This is a genomic window from Enterobacter sp. Ap-1006 (genome assembly GCF_011752835.1).
GTDB lineage: Bacteria > Pseudomonadota > Gammaproteobacteria > Enterobacterales > Enterobacteriaceae > Cedecea.
The window spans coordinates 466,463-482,952 of record NZ_VWWU01000003.1; the positions used below are offsets into that span (position 1 = coordinate 466,463).

General features: G+C 58.1%; 19 protein-coding genes. 9 read left to right on the forward strand and 10 right to left on the reverse strand.

Features of this window, described 5'->3' with window-relative positions; translation table 11 throughout:
- Window positions 1-2 precede the first annotated feature (2 nt).
- Genes F3J28_RS10405 through sctU form a run of 9 tightly spaced genes read left to right on the forward strand, consistent with a single transcriptional unit; the run spans window position 3 to window position 7,280 of the window.
- Entirely contained in the window at window positions 3-947 is a 945-nt protein-coding gene (locus tag F3J28_RS10405; protein WP_166875591.1) for an FHA domain-containing protein, read from the forward strand.
- Complete coding sequence (gene sctN / locus F3J28_RS10410; protein WP_205247154.1) at window positions 941-2,305, forward strand: type III secretion system ATPase SctN; 1,365 nt, start codon at window positions 941-943, stop codon at window positions 2,303-2,305. The genes F3J28_RS10405 and sctN overlap by 7 nt, the downstream gene beginning before the upstream one ends.
- Window positions 2,292-2,759, forward strand: coding sequence for a type III secretion protein (locus F3J28_RS10415; protein ID WP_166875597.1), 468 nt, complete (start codon window positions 2,292-2,294; stop codon window positions 2,757-2,759). Before sctN ends, F3J28_RS10415 begins: the two co-directional genes overlap by 14 nt.
- Window positions 2,756-3,379 carry a type III secretion system HrpP C-terminal domain-containing protein gene (locus F3J28_RS10420; protein ID WP_166875598.1) on the forward strand — a complete coding sequence of 208 codons (624 nt, stop codon included), beginning with the start codon at window positions 2,756-2,758 and terminating at the stop codon, window positions 3,377-3,379. The genes F3J28_RS10415 and F3J28_RS10420 overlap by 4 nt, the downstream gene beginning before the upstream one ends.
- On the forward strand, window positions 3,376-4,428 hold the full coding sequence (locus F3J28_RS10425) for a FliM/FliN family flagellar motor switch protein (RefSeq protein ID WP_166875601.1): 1,053 nt from the start codon (window positions 3,376-3,378) through the stop codon (window positions 4,426-4,428). Before F3J28_RS10420 ends, F3J28_RS10425 begins: the two co-directional genes overlap by 4 nt.
- Complete coding sequence (gene sctR, locus F3J28_RS10430) at window positions 4,428-5,093, forward strand: type III secretion system export apparatus subunit SctR (RefSeq protein WP_008460987.1); 666 nt, start codon at window positions 4,428-4,430, stop codon at window positions 5,091-5,093. Before F3J28_RS10425 ends, sctR begins: the two co-directional genes overlap by 1 nt.
- 7 nt (window positions 5,094-5,100) lie before the next feature.
- Window positions 5,101-5,367 carry a type III secretion system export apparatus subunit SctS gene (gene sctS, locus F3J28_RS10435; RefSeq protein ID WP_039291380.1) on the forward strand — a complete coding sequence of 89 codons (267 nt, stop codon included), beginning with the start codon at window positions 5,101-5,103 and terminating at the stop codon, window positions 5,365-5,367.
- Entirely contained in the window at window positions 5,364-6,173 is an 810-nt protein-coding gene (sctT, locus tag F3J28_RS10440; protein WP_166875604.1) for a type III secretion system export apparatus subunit SctT, read from the forward strand. The genes sctS and sctT overlap by 4 nt, the downstream gene beginning before the upstream one ends.
- Window positions 6,174-6,197: 24 nt before the next feature.
- Window positions 6,198-7,280 (forward strand): type III secretion system export apparatus subunit SctU, encoded by a 1,083-nt coding sequence (sctU, locus tag F3J28_RS10445; RefSeq protein ID WP_008460983.1) that lies wholly within the window; start codon window positions 6,198-6,200, stop codon window positions 7,278-7,280.
- Window positions 7,281-8,118: 838 nt separating this feature from the next.
- On the opposite strand, the gene F3J28_RS10450 is transcribed toward sctU, so the two are convergent.
- The 10 genes from F3J28_RS10450 to F3J28_RS10495 all read right to left on the reverse strand — a co-directional run bounded on the left by F3J28_RS10450 (window position 8,119) and on the right by F3J28_RS10495 (window position 15,912).
- On the reverse strand, window positions 8,119-9,063 hold the full coding sequence (locus tag F3J28_RS10450; protein WP_166875607.1) for a type III secretion protein: 945 nt from the start codon (window positions 9,061-9,063) through the stop codon (window positions 8,119-8,121).
- Between the two features lie 177 nt (window positions 9,064-9,240).
- Entirely contained in the window at window positions 9,241-9,426 is a 186-nt protein-coding gene (gene hrpT, locus F3J28_RS10455; RefSeq protein WP_008460981.1) for an HrpT family type III secretion system protein, read from the reverse strand.
- Window positions 9,427-9,435: 9 nt separating this feature from the next.
- The gene (gene sctC / locus F3J28_RS10460; protein ID WP_166876576.1) at window positions 9,436-11,505 is read right to left on the reverse strand and encodes a type III secretion system outer membrane ring subunit SctC; all 2,070 of its coding nucleotides are present in this window, start codon (window positions 11,503-11,505) and stop codon (window positions 9,436-9,438) included.
- A 265-nt stretch (window positions 11,506-11,770) separates the two neighbouring features.
- Window positions 11,771-12,001: a hypothetical protein gene (locus tag F3J28_RS10465; RefSeq protein WP_008460979.1), complete on the reverse strand. Its 231-nt coding sequence runs from the start codon at window positions 11,999-12,001 to the stop codon at window positions 11,771-11,773.
- A 102-nt stretch (window positions 12,002-12,103) separates the two neighbouring features.
- Window positions 12,104-12,724 carry an HrpE/YscL family type III secretion apparatus protein gene (locus tag F3J28_RS10470; RefSeq protein WP_166875610.1) on the reverse strand — a complete coding sequence of 207 codons (621 nt, stop codon included), beginning with the start codon at window positions 12,722-12,724 and terminating at the stop codon, window positions 12,104-12,106.
- Window positions 12,725-12,727: 3 nt separating this feature from the next.
- Window positions 12,728-13,342, reverse strand: coding sequence for a type III secretion protein HrpD (locus F3J28_RS10475; protein WP_166875613.1), 615 nt, complete (start codon window positions 13,340-13,342; stop codon window positions 12,728-12,730).
- Window positions 13,343-13,347: 5 nt separating this feature from the next.
- Window positions 13,348-14,148, reverse strand: a complete 801-nt coding sequence (sctJ, locus tag F3J28_RS10480; protein ID WP_166875615.1) for a type III secretion system inner membrane ring lipoprotein SctJ — start codon at window positions 14,146-14,148, stop codon at window positions 13,348-13,350.
- 6 nt (window positions 14,149-14,154) lie between these two features.
- Window positions 14,155-14,568, reverse strand: coding sequence for an EscF/YscF/HrpA family type III secretion system needle major subunit (locus F3J28_RS10485; protein WP_166875618.1), 414 nt, complete (start codon window positions 14,566-14,568; stop codon window positions 14,155-14,157).
- Window positions 14,569-14,633: 65 nt separating this feature from the next.
- A complete protein-coding gene (locus F3J28_RS10490) occupies window positions 14,634-14,843 on the reverse strand; it encodes a hypothetical protein (RefSeq protein ID WP_008460970.1) in 210 nt (69 codons plus the stop codon).
- A 94-nt stretch (window positions 14,844-14,937) separates the two neighbouring features.
- Complete coding sequence (locus F3J28_RS10495) at window positions 14,938-15,912, reverse strand: sigma 54-interacting transcriptional regulator (RefSeq protein ID WP_008460967.1); 975 nt, start codon at window positions 15,910-15,912, stop codon at window positions 14,938-14,940.
- Between the last annotated feature and the right edge of the window lie 578 nt (window positions 15,913-16,490).

Genomic DNA, 16,490 nt, shown 5'->3' on the forward strand with positions numbered 1-16,490 from the left:
CCATGTATGAGCTGAGAGTATTAAACGGATTACATGAAGGCGCGGCTCTGCCGTTAAGCGGCGAACGCTGGCAGTTGGGCAACGCCGCCGAAAGCGATTTGCAGCTCAACGATGGCGGTATTAAAGCCAGCCACGCCCTGCTAAGCCGCAGCGCCGAAGGCTGGATGCTCACGCCGATGGAAGGCACCGTTTGCCACCGCCACGGCGAACGCCTGAGCGCCCAACAGCTCTGGCAGCCCGGTGAAATCTTCGCCGTCGGCGGCGTCTGGCTGACGCTTGCCGCCGCTGACGACGAATGGGATAACCGCCCGCCACCGCCGTTGCCTGCTGTCAGCCCGAGTCAGCCAGAATCAGCTATACGCGAACCCGTCGGCGGGACACAAAGCAAACCGGCTCCTGCCGCACGTCGTTCGCTGCTGGCAAGGATCCTGCCCCGCTGGGCGCAAATCTTCACCTTGTCCAGCCTGATGCTGCTGACCTTCACCATCTTCAGCTGGGTGCTTCAGCCCGGCATCGCCCAGCAAAACAGCGACGATGAGCCGCAAATTAAACCGGCGATTACCAATAGCAACGAACTGCGCAGCCTGGTGGAACAGGATCTGCGCGAGCGGGAGCTCTATAACAAAGTGCAGCTGACCAGCACGCCGCAGGGGATTACGCTCACCGGGGATTTGCAGGAAAACCAGCTGCCGATTGTCAGCCGCATGGTGGACAGCATCCGCAGCGATTATCAGCTCAAGGTGGCGCTCACAAACCAAACCAAAGTGCGCGAGGCCGTGCTGCCCTTCCACATCGTGCAAATTACCGCCGGGCCGCACGCCAACATCGTGACCGAGGACGGACAGCGCCTGTTTGTCGGGGACGAACGTAACGGCCTGCGCCTGACCGGCATTACCGGCGACAGCGTGCAGTTTGGCGGCAAAGAAAACATCGCGGTGAAATGGTGATGGGGCACTATCAGTCCGACCTCAACGCCTGGTTTGCCCAGCGCCATAGCAGCCTGAGCCAGCTTTCCGCCGTCAGCGCCTACGGGCGCATCACCGGCATCAGCGGCATTCTGCTGGAAAGCAGCTTGCCGCAGGCGCGCATCGGCGACCTGTGTCTTATCAGCCGCAGCGGCGATACCGAAGTGATGGCCGAAGTGGTCGGCTTTAACCCCCGCCACACTTTGCTTTCCGCGCTGGGGCCGCTGGACGGCATCGCCCAGGGCGCTCGCGTCACGCCGCTGTTTCAGCCCCATTCTATTAGCGTGTCGGACAGCTTATTTGGCAGCGTGCTGGACGGCTTTGGCCGCGCCATCGACGAAGACAGCCTGTCGGCTTTTGCGCTGGCCAGCGAAACACCGGACGCCCGGGGCGTGCTTGGCGATGCGCCACCGCCGACCGACAGGCCGCGCATTGATACTCCGCTACCGACGGGCATTCGCTCCATTGACGGCGTGCTGACGATTGGAGTGGGCCAGCGGGTGGGCGTCTTCGCCGGGGCTGGCTGCGGCAAAACGACCCTGCTCGCTGAAATGGCGCGCAACACGCCTTGCGATGCCATTGTGTTTGGCCTGATTGGCGAACGTGGCCGCGAACTCCGCGAATTCCTCGACCACGAGCTGGATGCCGAACTGCGCTCACGCACCGTCCTGGTGTGCTCCACCTCTGACCGCAGCAGCATGGAACGCGCCCGCGCGGCGTTTACCGCCACGGCCATTGCCGAAGCGTTCCGTAACAAAGGCAAAAACGTCCTGCTGATTATCGACTCGCTGACGCGATTTGCCCGCGCCCAGCGTGAAATTGGCCTGGCGCTCGGCGAACCTCCGGGCCGGGGCGGACTGCCGCCGTCGGTCTATACCCTGCTGCCAGGGCTGCTCGAGCGCGCCGGGAAAACCTCACGCGGCTCCATCACCGCCCTTTATTCGGTGCTGATCGAACAGGACTCGATGAACGATCCCGTGGCCGACGAAGTCCGCTCGCTGATAGACGGCCACATCGTTTTGACCCGCCGCCTGGCGGAGCGCGGGCACTATCCTGCCGTGGACGTGCTGGCCAGCCTGAGCCGAACCATGAGCAACGTCGTCCCACGGGAACACATTGCCGAAGCCAGCACGCTGCGCCAGATGATGTCGGCTTACCAGCAGGTCGAAATGCTGATCCGCCTCGGGGAATACCAGCCGGGAAATGACCCGATGACCGACGCCGCAGTGCAATCTCAGTCGGCCATCAACGCGTTTTTACGCCAGGCCAACCACGCCCCGAGCGACTTCGTCGACACCCGCCAGCAGCTACAGGAGGTGATTGCTTATGCGCCGTTATAGCGAGGCGGAAACGCCGCTTTCACCGGACCCGCAGCAAGTTGCTCTGGAACAAGTGCTGACGCTCTTACTGCCCATCCGGCGGCGACGCTTACGCCGCTGTGAAAGCGAGCAGCGCCAGCATGAGCAGCAGCTCCGGCGCTGCCGGCAGGCCGTCGAAGAGGGCAAGCAGCAGCTGGCAGAGCAGAAAATCGGCTATTTGCAGCTGCGCAATAATTTCGTGCCGCAGCACGCGGGCGTCACGCAGCCGCTTAACGACCTGCGTGAGACGCTGGACGTTGAGAAATCCAGCCGCGCGGGCGTGATTCAACAAATTCAGCACACGCACCAGCTACAGGAAGAGGTGCAGCAACAGCAGGGGCGGCTGACCGCCGCGCAGTCAGCCGTACAGCGCTGCCAGCGGGACATCGAAAAAATGGAGTATTTGCTCAACCAAAATCAGGGGAACGCTTTATGATTCACCACGCGCTAAAAAACGCTCACCCGCAGCCGAAACTTTGGCAGCAGGCTCATCCTGCCCCGCAGCCACACCACCAGCAGGAGAACGCCCCGCAAACACCTGCGCCTCGTGCACCGCGCACGCCGGGGAATAACACGCCCTTCATGCCGCAGATGCCCGCTCGCAGCACGTCCTCGTCCGGCCGGGCCAGCGATCGCCAGAAGCTGTCGCGGGATGAAAAAGAGTTCAGCGATCTCCTGTCTGACGATGAGCCCGACCCGGTGATGCCCATTCTGGCGCTTAACCTGTTTGATGGCTCGCTCGGCGGCACGGAACAGCCGCAGCAGGCCAGTGAACCCCCGTCTTCCGCCCTGCGGGCGATGCTGGAATCGCACCTGATACAGGGCATTGAACAGCAGGAAAGCCTGCCCGCCCGCTTTAGCCTGCTGCTGCCGGATTTAGGCGAAGTGGTGGCGCAGGTTACCCCGGCCAATGGCGATGGGCTGGATATTGCCCTCGGCTTTTCCGCCGAGGTCTGGGACAAAGTTCGTGGCTTTGAACAGGATGGACAAGGCTCGCTCAGCGGCCGTCTGGGGAAAAAAGTTCGCCTGCGCTTTAAGCGGCGGGAGGCGGTATGAAACGCCTGGCGCTTGCCGCTCAGTCACCGGACGAAGCCCGCCTGCGGCGCTGGACCGGCAGCGGCTGGCGGCTCCCTTTCTTCCGGGAAGCAATAGCCGGAGAACTTCGCCTCCTGCCCTCCCGAGCGCTGATCCAGCCAGATATGCCGGGTGAAGCTTTTCACTGCGCGGCTGGCACGCTGCTTTTTAGCGACCCGCTGCCGGTGCTGGGGCTGCTGGCCGATTGCCCGGCGCTACCCGGCGTCTCCACCGAGGACAATGCCTGGTACTGGCGCTATTTCAGTCAACAGCTCAGCCCTGAACTGGCCGAACTCTTTGAGTTTCTGCAGCCCGCAGAAGAACGGCAAAAACCTGACATCACGCTGCGCCTTGAGGTTTTTCTCGGCGAAGCCCAGGCCTGCACGCTGCTGTCGCTCTCCTGGGCCACGCTACATCGGCTTGCTCAGCATCCGGCCTGGCAGCGGCTGATGGCCCCGCTAAACCCTGAACTCCCCCTCCAGTTACCGCTGACCGTTGGCAAGCTCCAGCTTTCCGCCGGTGCCGCCCGCCGTCTGGTTAGCGGAGATTTGCTTTTGCCCTCAGAGACGTTCTTCTCGCCGGAAGGACACGGCGTTATGCCGCTGGCGAGGCGACAATTTCAGGTTCACCTGGAACTGGCGAGCGAAACCACTCACAGAGACTTACTACACATTACGTTTAGCGAGGAGCTAACCATGACTTACCCGAACGCCCCCCTGGAGTACGACGATCAGCAGGACGGCGAAGAAGTGGTACACGCCGGGGAATGGCAAACAACACGGGGGAGTTTCGACGACTTGTCGCTGGATTTAACCATCCGCTGCGGCAACCTACAGCTGACGCTCGGCGAACTCCAGCAATTGGATGCGGGGTCAACGGTATTGGTTCAGCACGTCACGCCGGGCGAGGCGCTGCTGTGCCACGGCAACAGCCTGCTGGCAAAAGGTGAACTGGTGGACATTAACGGCACGCTCGGCTTCCAGGTCACCCGCATGCTGCGCCAGACGGGTACGGCCATGGAACCCGTGTGATGGCCGAGAATATCAGCTCATTCAATCCGCTGGCGCTGGCCATCCTGCTGGGGGCCATTTCGCTGCTGCCCCTGCTGCTGATGATCACCACCAGCTTTCTCAAGATTTCGATGGTGCTGATGCTGACGCGAAACGCCATCGGGGTGCAGCAAACGCCGCCCAACATGGCGCTTTACGGCATCGCGCTGGCCGCCACGCTGTTCGTGATGGCGCCGGTATTCGACGGGATGCAAACCCGCTTCAAAGAGAAGCCTCTCGATACCACCAGCGCCGAGCGCTTAGAGAACAGCTTGCAGTACGGCATTAAGCCGCTGACCGACTTTATGCTGCGCAACAGCGACCCGGACCTTGAAACACACCTGATGGAAAACAGCCAGCGCATGTGGCCGAAAGATCTGTCGGAGAAGGTCGTCCACCAGCGCGACAACCTGCTGATCCTGATCCCGGCATTCGTGCTGTCCGAGCTGCAAAACGGCTTCAAAATTGCCTTTTTAATATTTATCCCTTTCCTGGTGGTGGACCTGATTGTCTCCAACGTGCTGCTGGCGCTGGGGATGCAGATGGTGTCGCCGATGACCATCTCTTTGCCGCTCAAAATTCTGCTTTTTGTCATGGTGAGCGGCTGGACGCGCCTGCTGGACGGCCTGTTCTACAGCTATATGTGAGGACGTTATGGACATGATCTACATGTTTAAGCAGGCGGTGCTGATGGTGGTTGTGCTCTCCGCGCCGCCGCTGGTGGTAGCCGTGCTGGTGGGCATTGTGGTGTCCCTGCTGCAGGCGGTGTTTCAGCTCCAGGATCAGACCCTGCCCTTCGCCATCAAGCTGGTGGCCGTGGGTACCACGCTGGCGCTGAGCGGCCGCTGGATTGGCCTGCAAATGGTGGAGCTGGCGCAGTCCGCCTTCAACATGATGGCCGCGTCCGGAACCCTGCGATGATCGCCGCCGAACTGACGCCCATTTTCAACGGCATGCTGGGGCTGGGGCTGGCAATCGCCCGCATTTACCCGTGCGTGCTGCTGACGCCGCTGTTTGCGTTCTCTGCCCTGAAAGGCATGATCCGCACGGCGGTTGTCGTGCCGCTGGCGCTTTTTGTCACGCCGACTATTGTCCCGATGTTGACCCACGCCCCGCACACGCCGTGGGGCATTGTCGCCATGATGCTGAAAGAAGTGGTGCTGGGGATTTTTCTTGACTACCTGCTGGCGCTACCCTTCTGGCTGTTTGAGTCGGTGGGCGTGCTGTTTGATAACCAGCGTGGAGCACTCAGCGGCGGCCAGCTTAATCCGGCCTTGGGCGCAGACGAAACGCCGCTCGGCTATATGCTTTTGCAGTGGTCGATGATGGTGCTGATCGTCAACTTTGGCCTGTCCCTCGCCACCCAGGTTATCTGGGACAGCTACCGGCTGTGGCCGGTGGACAGCTGGCTGCCCGACTTCCGCGAGCAGGGGTTCCTGGTGTTTCTCGGCCAGGTAAAGCAGATGTTTATCGATATCATTCTGTACGCTGGCCCGCTGGTGCTGCTCCTGCTGTTCCTCGATTTTGCCGTTGGCGTGCTCAGCATCTACAGTCCGCAGCTGCAGGCCACGGTGCTGACCGTACCGCTAAAGTGCATCGCCGGGCTACTGTTCTTTATCTTTTACCTGCCCACGCTGGAGTATTTCGCCGGCCACCAGTTCAGCGGCCTACGCGATATGATCCCGCACCTGGCGGATATTCTGCCCGCCCGTCAAACCACCTGGTAACGCCGCTTCGGAGGGTGCCAAGCCGTGAGTGAAAAAACAGAGAAGGCCAGCCCCCATAAACTTCAGGAGGCCCGCAAAAAAGGCCAGGTGAGCCAGAGCCAGGACATCCCCAAACTGCTGATCATGTTCGGCGTCCTGCAGCTGATCTTTTCCATGATGGAGGCCAGCATGGCAAAGCTGCAGGCACTGATGCTCCTGCCGCTGATGCGCCTCAGCAGCCCTTTCAACCAGGCGTTAGGGGAAGTTGGCGGTGCCGCGCTGCTGACCGTCGGGGTGTTTTTTATGATGACGGTGGGCACCGTGATCCTGCTGCGCATTGCCGCAGGCTGGATCCAGTTTGGCCCGCTGTTTGCCATCGCCGCGCTGGCCCCAAAGCTTGAGGCGCTGAATCCGCTGAATAAATTCAAAGAGATGTTTTCGGTAAAGCAGTTTATCCAGATCCTCAACAGCCTGCTGAAGGCCATCACCCTTTCGGTGGTGTTCTGGCTGCTGATCAAACCCCGTCTGTCGCAAATGGCCAACCTTTCAGGCGGCACGCTGGACGGCTTCTGGCATGCGGGCGTGGCGATTCTGGAAACTCTCGCCCACACCATCGTTGGCGTGATGCTGGTGTTTTCGGTAGCCGACTTCGCGCTGCAGAAATACTTCTTCCTCAAGCAAAACCGTATGAGCCACGAGGACGTAAAAAACGAGTACAAGCAGATGGAAGGTGACCCGCACACCAAAGGCCACCGCAAACACGTCGCCCACGAAATCCTCAACGCACCGGCAAAAAAAGTCACCCCACAGGAGATGGAAAAAGCCGACGTTCTGCTGGTGAACCCGACGCACTATGCCGTAGGGCTGCGCTATCTCCCGGACGAAACGCCGCTGCCGGTGCTGTTGTTTAAAGCGCAGGACGAAGATGCCAAAGCGCTGATTAAACTGGCGCACGCCGCCAATATCCCGGTGGTGCGCTACGTCTGGCTTACCCGCAATCTTTACCGCACCACTGAAGAAGGCGCCTATATTCCGCGCGACACGCTAAAAGCGGTGGCCGCTATTTACCGCCTGCTGCGCAAGCTCGAGGGCCGCCTTAAGGGCGAGACGATTGAGTTTGAGGAGTAACGGGGACGATTTTCCCTTACTCTGGGTTCTTTCTTAACCACATTTTACTTGTGAATCTTCCAGGAGATATCTGTCATTCTGCAGTTATTCCGTTCACCTATAGATCTTTTTTCCCCGCATGTTCAGAAACGCTAAGCAGCAAACCCACCGGCTATCACCTAAATATTAGTGAACAATTCTGCCCCTCACCCCGGCCCTCTCCCCAAAGGGGCGAGGGAGAAAACATGTGAGGGGAGACATTTTTTTATTCCCTCTCCCTTTTAGGGAGAGGGTTAGGGTGAGGGTAAAACAACCAGCGACTTTGTGGCTGAGGAAAATGTTAGTCGTAAAGCGAGGCATGGTTCCGGCTTAAATCGCCTCCGTTTTCTCTCCGACTGGCCAGGGTCCGGACGTCGGGAACGGCTGGAGGCTGAGAGCGTCGGGAACGCGTCTCAGCCGACCCAGGACTGGGAGATAAAACGGAGGTCTGCCGCTCACGCGGTCGATTTATTTGGCCGGGAGTCCGGGGTCTCGGGGGAGTGACGGTGACTCCCCCGAGCCGTTCACGAGTTCAGTGGTGACATAAAAAACAGAACTGGAAGTGAACGGAATATTCGCCGCTCCTACATAATCGCAGAGATTTTTGACTAAGAGGCAGTTCTTAAGGAGAGAGCAGAATAATTTTTCTGCGATCCAAGAGCCTGGGCATGATCGAGACAAAAAAAGACCGGTATCCCACGCGATTAGCGCAGAAAAACCGGTCAAATAGAGGGCGAAGAAGAGTTTCGCGAAACACGCGTGGCGAAGTTACCTTGCACCACGCGTCAAAAAGAACATCTGTGGACTACAACCCAATCCCTTAGGCCAGCACGGCGCTGGCAAGGCCCATCAGCGCGCCGTGGTGGTGCTTCATGGCATCTTTGATGATATTGCCGTTAAACAGCTGTGCGTCGGCGTTCACCAGCAGGCTGGAAGAGCCATTGCCCGGTGCGGTGGAGGAGCCTGGAATTGAGCCGCCGACCATAGAAGTTTTCAGATCATTTTTCGCGGACTGGAAGGCTTTCAGCGAATCGCCGCTCAGCGGTTTGCTGTTTTTCAGTGCGTCTTCCCAGCTGGATGGGCCTTTACCAATGTGTACCAGGCCCGGTATACCGGCGCCCGCGCTCTGCGGCTTGCCGTAGATTTCCGGGTGCTGATCCATATATTTACCGATTTCAGCACGGGTCTCTTTGGAGCCCCCATCCACTTTACCGGAACCCATCAGAGACAAACCGCTGGTGTCTGACTTCACGTCATCCAGCGCCTGCAGGCCCATTTTGCTGCCGAGCTGGCTGCCCATATTGTTACCCAGCTGGTTAAAGCTGTTCGCGCTGTTGGCGCTGGTGGTGGACAGCGGCAGCTGGACCAGGCCAATGCCGGTAGACGGTGACTGCAGGCCGTTGCTCATGCCGCTGTTGAAGGCATTCATGTTGCCTGCACCCGCCTGGCTGTTGAACGGGGAGTTCTGGGAATTCACGCCCATCTGCTGGAGCACCTGCTGGAGCATCTGCTGCATATTGCTCATTGCCAGCGTGTTGCCCATGCTCGCGCCGCCCTGACTCTGCGGGGACATAAAGGTGTTGTTGTTATTGTTACCGTTCATGCCGCCGGAGAACAGCAGGTTGGTCAGTTTGGATGCAATGTCGTTCACCATCTGATCGCCAACGTTTTTCAACAGATTAGCGGCCATACCTTCTGGGGTTGCGTTCAGCGCCAGCTGCGGTAATGCAGTGGCCAGATTCAGCATATTTCCAATCGTACTCATTAGATTACCTCACCATGACAACGGGGTTGATACAGGCGACCAGCCCTGCTGGGTCGCAGTATTAAGACGCCTGTTAAGTGAAAAGAAACCGGCTTCGGTTCCACAAAACTGCATAACATCAGGAAAAAAATGATTTTTTAAAAACAGGCGTGAAAACAGCCACGCCCGCTCTGGCACTCAGCGCACCGGCATCTGCGTGTAATCCTGCACGCCGTTACGCATATCGTTCGGCCACCAGATGGTCAGGTGGTGGCTGTCTGACAGGGGACGACACGTCACGTTGTCACAGCCGTTGTCATTGCGGGTGGCACAGCCGCTAAGCACAAACGCCAGCGCCATCAGTATCAAAATTGAAGGTTTCATCGTGGCTCCTTAATGCAGTACGGGGCGCGGCGGCAGAAGATAGCTGCGCGACCTGGATGAATTCACCGGCAATGACGAGGCAGAGCTCAGCAGCGACTGGCGGCTACGGCGCCCTTCTCCCCGCGTGCGGTAGGCGATATACACCTCTGCCGACTGGCCTGGGGCAAGGTTTCCGCCCGGCCAGGCGGCCACGGCAAGCACGTCATCATCGCGGCAGTTGGATTCGTCAAAACGCTGCGGCTTGCCGCTGATATTGCGGATCAGCCCGACGCTGATTTGCACCGATGAATTGCTGTACCACTGGCTGTGGGAGCTGTCCGATGACAGCCCTGGCCCGACGTTGCATAGCTGGCCAATGCCCACGCCTTCACCGCCTGCCTGGAACCCGGTCGGGACTTTGTCCTCCGCCAGATCCCGCATGGCGTTTTCGATGTCGCCTTTCATCGAGCTGTAGCGCTGGCGGAGCTGCACTTCATTCATTGCCGAAGAAAGCTGCTGGCGATCCTGCTCGTCGATGTAGCGCGTCGGGTCCACCTGATCGCCCACCAGATGCGGCGTGATGATGAACAGCCGCTCGCGCTGCGACGTTTCGTGGCTGGTATATGAGAAGAATTTCCCCAGGTAGGGAATGTCGCCCAGCAGCGGAATACGGTGATCGGTGTCACCGGTTTCACGGGAATGGAAGCCGCCCATCACCAGCGAGCCGTTCTGCTGCACCAGCGCCTGAGTGCTGACCGTGGCGCGCTTCGCGCCGGTTGCCACGCCGTCATCGTTGACCTGGACTTTGCCGTCCTCCACATCCACCACTAACTGCACCGTGCTGGTTGGCCCGTTGCCGATGGCGCGCGGGACTACCTGCAGGCTGGTTCCGGCAGTCACCGGTTCAATGGTTGCCACGCGCTCGCCGGTCGCGGTAATGAAAGCGGTATCGCTCATGTCGATCACTGCGGGCTGGTTTTCCAGCGTCAGAATCGACGGGTTAGCCACGATAGAAGCGTTACCCTCGCCTTCCATCGCCTGGATCTGGGCAAAGAAGCGGCTGTAGTCGGTCACGAATAACGTGCCTGCGCCCTGCAGCATGGAAGAACCGGCGGTAATGTTGCCGAACGTGCCGCTGAGGTTGCTGGAGAACTTCGAAAACGCGTGGCGATCGACATCAATGATCATGGCGTCGATTTCCACCAGCTTTTGCGGCACGTCGATCTGGGAAATCAGCGCCTGATACTGCTCGCGGCGCTTAGGATCGTCCCGCACCAGCAGGGCGTTGTTGCGCACATCGGCAGACACCAGCGGGTTCATTTCCCCTTCGTCATCACCGCCTGCGCCGCGCATACGGCTGTCCTGGCCCTGAATCAGCCCGGAGAGAATATTGTCCGATTGTTCCTGGAATGACTTGTTGAGGGCTTCACGCGAGCTGCCTTCTCCGCCGGGTACAATGCCCTGCGAAGAGCGGGTGCTCTTTTTACCCAGCAATTCGTTAAGGATGGTTGCCACGCCGGGCACCAGCAGCGTTTTCTCGCGGTATTTAATCTCGCGGTCAGCCACCGAGGCGTACTTCAGCGGGAACGCCATCATCTCTTTGTTCTGCTTTTTGTCTTTGTCTTTGGCGCTAAAATCCGCCACCAGCGCGACGTACTCCGGCGGCCCGGTGACAATCACCACACCGTCGTCAGGCAGCTCGCCGTAGCCGAATTTATCTTCCAGCAGCCCGACATCACGCAGCGCCTGCTTGAGATCCGGCGCGGCATCGGCTGACACGCTGATGCGCTTTGAGGTTTCTGCCGACTGCGGGCTGACGAACAGCGAGCCGTTATAGACAAACCACTGGAAGCGGTACTGCAGCGCCAGGCGATCGAGAAAGGCCACGCCGCTGTCGGAACGCAGGCGTCCATCCACCACGCTGTCGGGCACATCCCCTAAACGCAGATTCACGCCGTGGCTGCTGGCGAAATCCTGCAAGACGGTGCGCAGCGGCGTGCCCTGGGCAGAATAGGCATAGGCGCCATTTTGCCAGTCGGCAGGCGTTTGAGCGCTAACAGTTGCGCTGAAGCAACCAGCGGTAGCGGCCAAAGCAAACATGGCTGAGCGCAGTAAACGTACGTGCTGATTCAACGACTCTTCTCCTGTAATCGACGGCATTAAGCGGTAGCCATCCGGGGTGCAAACTGCGTTAAAGTTGCTGACAAAGAGGGAAAAAGTGTGGTTTTTCCCTCTTTGTGGTTATCAGCCGAAAATCAATGCATTGATTTTCCTGTTTTTTTTAACGATCCATCTGATATTTCTTCTATCGACGGAAGCTTGTTAGCAGTCAGAACGGCTTACGAATAAGCCGTTGACGGCATAACTAGTTGATAGAGTCGATAATCTCCTTGCTCAGGCTATGCTTGAGCGACCCCAGCTGGCTGTCGGTGAAGGTCGCCGCCGCCTCTTTCATCAGGGCGTTTTTGAATTCCACCATGTCGCCCATGCTTGGCGCGGGCTGGCCGAGCGTGCTCTGCGCCAGCTCGGCAACCGAGTGGTGCAGACGGGACAGCTGGCTGTCGAGATTGCGCTGAATATCAAAGGAATTGCTCATACGTTTCTCCTCGCGTTGAAATCGCATGATAAGTGGCGGCAGAAAGGCGGCAGTTCCCGACGCGGGAAAATTAACTTCACGGCGGGACGTTTTTGGCAGTGGTTAGCTGGCGAGGCGCAGCAAATGCTGCTGGAGAGAAGCCCAGCTAATGCTGAACTCGCCCTGGGCGGTTTGCAGCAGCAGCGTTTCAGCCTCCAGCGCGTCGTCGGCGCAGCGCGTCCAGCCTAGCTGAGGGCGCGCGGCCAGCCAGCTTGCCAGCGGCGCTTCATACTGTGAGGGGTGATACAGCGTGACGTCCGTTGCCCGAGCGCCTGAACTCTGAAGCTGCGTGAGCAGCGCCGTGAGCTTTTGCTGGTCGCTCAGGCCGCCAAACAGCTGTTCAAACGCGGCCGCAATGAGTACCTGCGCCTGAGTGACAATTTCGGCACTTTGCGCGTCCCGCTCGGCCTGCCATTCGCTAAAAAAGGGCTCAGCCCGCAGCCAGAAATTCCGTTCGGCCTCTTCACAGCGTGTGATGACCAGCATTTCAGCATCGGCCTGCGCTTCGGCGAGCATCTGCTCAGCCTGTTGACGGGCCTCCTCCAGCAGGGCTTCACTCTTACGCATGGCCTGTTCTACCAGGCTTTGAGCCTGTTGCTGCTCCTGTAAAGCGGAGTGCGGCAACAGTACGCCTTCAATCACCTGGTCGTTCTCTTCTAAGGCAAGTTTACGGCCGACCCACATGGTTTATTGCTCCCGTGAAAAATCATTCAGCGCTGGCATCGCTGAACGTTGAGCCTGCCAGATCGCGCCATCCCACAGCGCCTGCAGGCGATTTAGCGGCGCAGGATCATCCGCCAGCCACGCTTCACATCGAGCAATGACAGGCTGAGGGAAACTGAACCGCAGCCGCTGCCAGGCCGCAGGCGTCAGAATCGGGCGCAGCAGGCAGAGCACGGCGAAACTCGGCTCTTCGCTAAAACTAAGACTTGCGGGCAGCCAGACGCCGGGGCGTAGCCCCCGGGTCAGACGTTCGCACCAGATCCGTTGAGATTCGGTGAGCTGCTCCACCCCGCTCCCGCGCTGACAAACCTCAGCCACCAGCGCAAAAAGCGTTTCGCGCTGGGCTAAGTCAAGCGAAACCAGCGCCAGCAGGCGGGCGTCGGGCGTTTCCGGCAGAGCGTTCTCCAGCGCAAGCATAGTCGGCACGGCCTGCGGCGATTTAAGCATCAGGCTCTGGCGTCGCGCCTCGTCCAGGCTGAACCAGGGCAGCCCGAACCAGCTGGCATCCGCCTGCCGCCAGAATCCCTCCTGCCACCAGCGCAGCCAGTTCGCCGCGAGCGCGTTGTCCCAGGCAACCACCGGGGCTACTGCCGCTCTGAGGGCACAACGGCCAGTCCAGTCGAGCCTGAGTTTTTACCGCGCTTCATCGCCTTTAGCTTCGGTAAAAGGGTGAAGATCCCGCCGAGCAGCAGTAACAGGCCCATCAGCGAGAAGAACAGCGTCCTGACCGTGGCATACTGCGAAAGCGTCAGCTGGAAAGGCCCTAAGGTCACCAGTTCCACTCGGTCGTGATAGGCCGCAGCGGGCACAAACACCACGGAAAGCGCCCCGTCATTTTTCCCGGAAAGCCCCGGAATACTCGCGGCGACCAGTCGACGGATCCTGGGCTCAATGCTGTCTGGGTCCATCTCCGGGGTGTATTTAATAAACACCGATGCCGATGCGGGCTGCACCGGCTCGCCGGGCGCCACGCGCTCAGGCAGGACAACGTTCACCCGAGCCACCACCACGCCGTCAATCTGTGAAAGCGTGGACTCCAGCTCCTGGGAAAGCGCATAGATATAGCGGGCGCGCTCTTCGAGCGGGCTGGAAATAATGCCGTTTTTCTGGAACACCTCGCCCAGATTTGTCCGCGCTTTGTGCGGCAACCCGTTGGCGTTGAGAATGCGGACGGAGCGTTCAATATTGTCCTGAGCCACCAGCACGGTGACGCCGGTTTTATCAATTTGCTTGTCGGCTTCAATCTTGTATTTCGAGAGTTCGGAAATGATGTCATTGGCATCGTTTTCCGTCAGGCCGGTGTTCAGAATGACCTGTGAGTCGCAGCCTGCCAGCAGCAGGACCAGCAGCCAGGGCTGCAGGATTTTTCGCCAGCGTCGTTGCATGATGGATTACTGCAGGTTAGTCAGTTTGTCGAGCCCCGAAATGCTCTTCGAGACGATCTTGGCGTTCATCATGCTCTCCAGGTAATAGTTCGAGAGCTGGTCGTCCACCTGGTTAAGCACCAGCGGATCGGTGGAGCGCGCGGCTTTACGCAGCACGTTATTCATCTGTTTCTGGTCGCCTTCCATCTGCTTGAACATGCCGGAGGCTTTTTCAAACATTGCGGCAGGTTTCCCGCCCACGCCGCCCATCGCCGAGGCCGCTTCCGGCTGCTCAAGTGCAGCGGAAAAGAACGCGGCATCGCTTTGATTCGCTACGTTGTTACCGAACGGGATGGAAGACTGAGTGGCCGGATTGGATACAGCGCCCAGAGACTCGGGTTCTGGCAAAGGCATACCTGTCGCAGGATTAAGAATGTGCATAAGAGAGTTTCCGCCAGCAGAAGAGAAGATCAGGGATTCACGCCGGGGCGAATCCCTGATTAGCATTAGAAGGAAATTTTGTTCTGTGCCAGAGAACTGATCATGGTGGTGGCGGAGTTCTGGTAGCCGGACACATAGGCGTTCTTACGGTCACGTTCAGCTTTGTCCAGAGAGTCCTGCATGGATTTGTTTTCGATAGAGTCCATCTGAGACTGGAAGCTATCTGCCAGGCTGCTGCTTGCGCCCGCGTTGTTACCGGTGTTTACTGATGCCATGATGTTTACTCCTCGTTAATTAAACAGTAAATGTTGTGTCATTCACGGATTAAGTGGCGCGGCGTAAGCGGCAGTTCCAAAGAAATTTAAAAAATTAATTTTCCTTTTCAGTCAAAGATTTAATTCTCTGGTACAGCGTTCTTCTTGGAATACCCAATTCATGTGCGGCGCTGACAACCCGATTTTCATGCCGCGAGAGGCAATCTTCTATCAGGCTGTATTCTATCCGCCGCAGGCGTTCGCGCAGCCGAACGGAACGCATCTCCGGGTGCGCCACCTGCCCCAGGGCCGGCAGCCCCAGCACAAACCTTTCGGCAGCGCCTTTCAGTTCACGAATATTCCCCGGCCAGCGGTGCATCAATAGTGCTTCGCTGAGGTGCTGCGGCATCGGCGGCATTGGGCGATTCAGCCGAATAGCAGACTCCTGCGCAAAACGGCGGAACAGTGGAATAATGCATTCCACACGTTCGCGCAGCGCCGGAAGGGAGATTTTGACCGTCGTCAGGCGAAAGAAGAGATCCTGGCGGAACAGCTTTTGCTCCATGAGCTGGGCAAGGGGCTTTTGCGAGGCCACAATCACCCGCAGATTAAGCGAAATAGACTGCGTGCTGCCCAGGCGCCCCACGGTGCGGGTTTCTAACACCCGCAGCAGCTTGGCCTGCAGGCTCAGGGACATACTGTCAATTTCATCCAGAAACAGGACGCCATTATTGGCGCTTTCAATGTAGCCAGCACGCGAATGTGTCGCGCCGGTGTAGGCCCCCGCCGTCACGCCAAACAGTTCACTTTCTGCCAGCGTTTCGGGGATCGCCGCGCAGTTAATTGGCACAAAAGCGCCACGACAGCCGGAATGGTCGTAGATACGGCGTGCAAAGGTGTCTTTCCCGGTGCCCGTTTCGCCTTCCAGCACCAAATCAACCTTCAGAGGGGCTAACGTTTGCAGCCAGATATCCAGCCCATCGTGCACATTTTCAGACGCGGGTAATGCGGCTGCGGACCGCGGCATATTCAAGTCGATATCGACCGGAATATGTTTTATCTCCCAATGATTCGAACTGTTTTCTTTCATAAATCCCCCGCTGCCTGGCTTATTCAAGGTCTGGCGTATGAGTCCCACTTATGAACCATAAACGTGAACCACAAAATAATTGCCGCCTGCTGCCGTGAATAAAATACGGTAGCACGCTAAATAAATGAGTTTTGTTTATGAGAAGCAGGAACAACCTATCACCGAGCCGCGGTTTCACAATCAGACAAAATTTTAGCCTCATGTAGGAATATCCCTACATAAGAATTCAGGTTTAACTGTTCCGATGTCTGGATAGCAGGTTGTTTTGAGCGTAATAAAATCGTCAGCCGATAGCGTTTGCTGAGATTAATTTCGTGAAGCCGACTGAAAAAAAATGTGAGGTTCGCTGAATATTTCCAAATGTATTAATAAGAATCTAAATATATCTACACTAAACTAAATAAATGATTTTAATGAAAAAATTAATTAAAAATAGACAGACCGTTAATTTTTCACCCTGTTGCGACCAAAAAATGAATTTTTGCCCGACTCACGCATGACGCCCGACGAATTCTCCGACAGGATTTCCTCACAATCCGCAAAGCCGATAATATATATTTACGATTATTTACATTGAG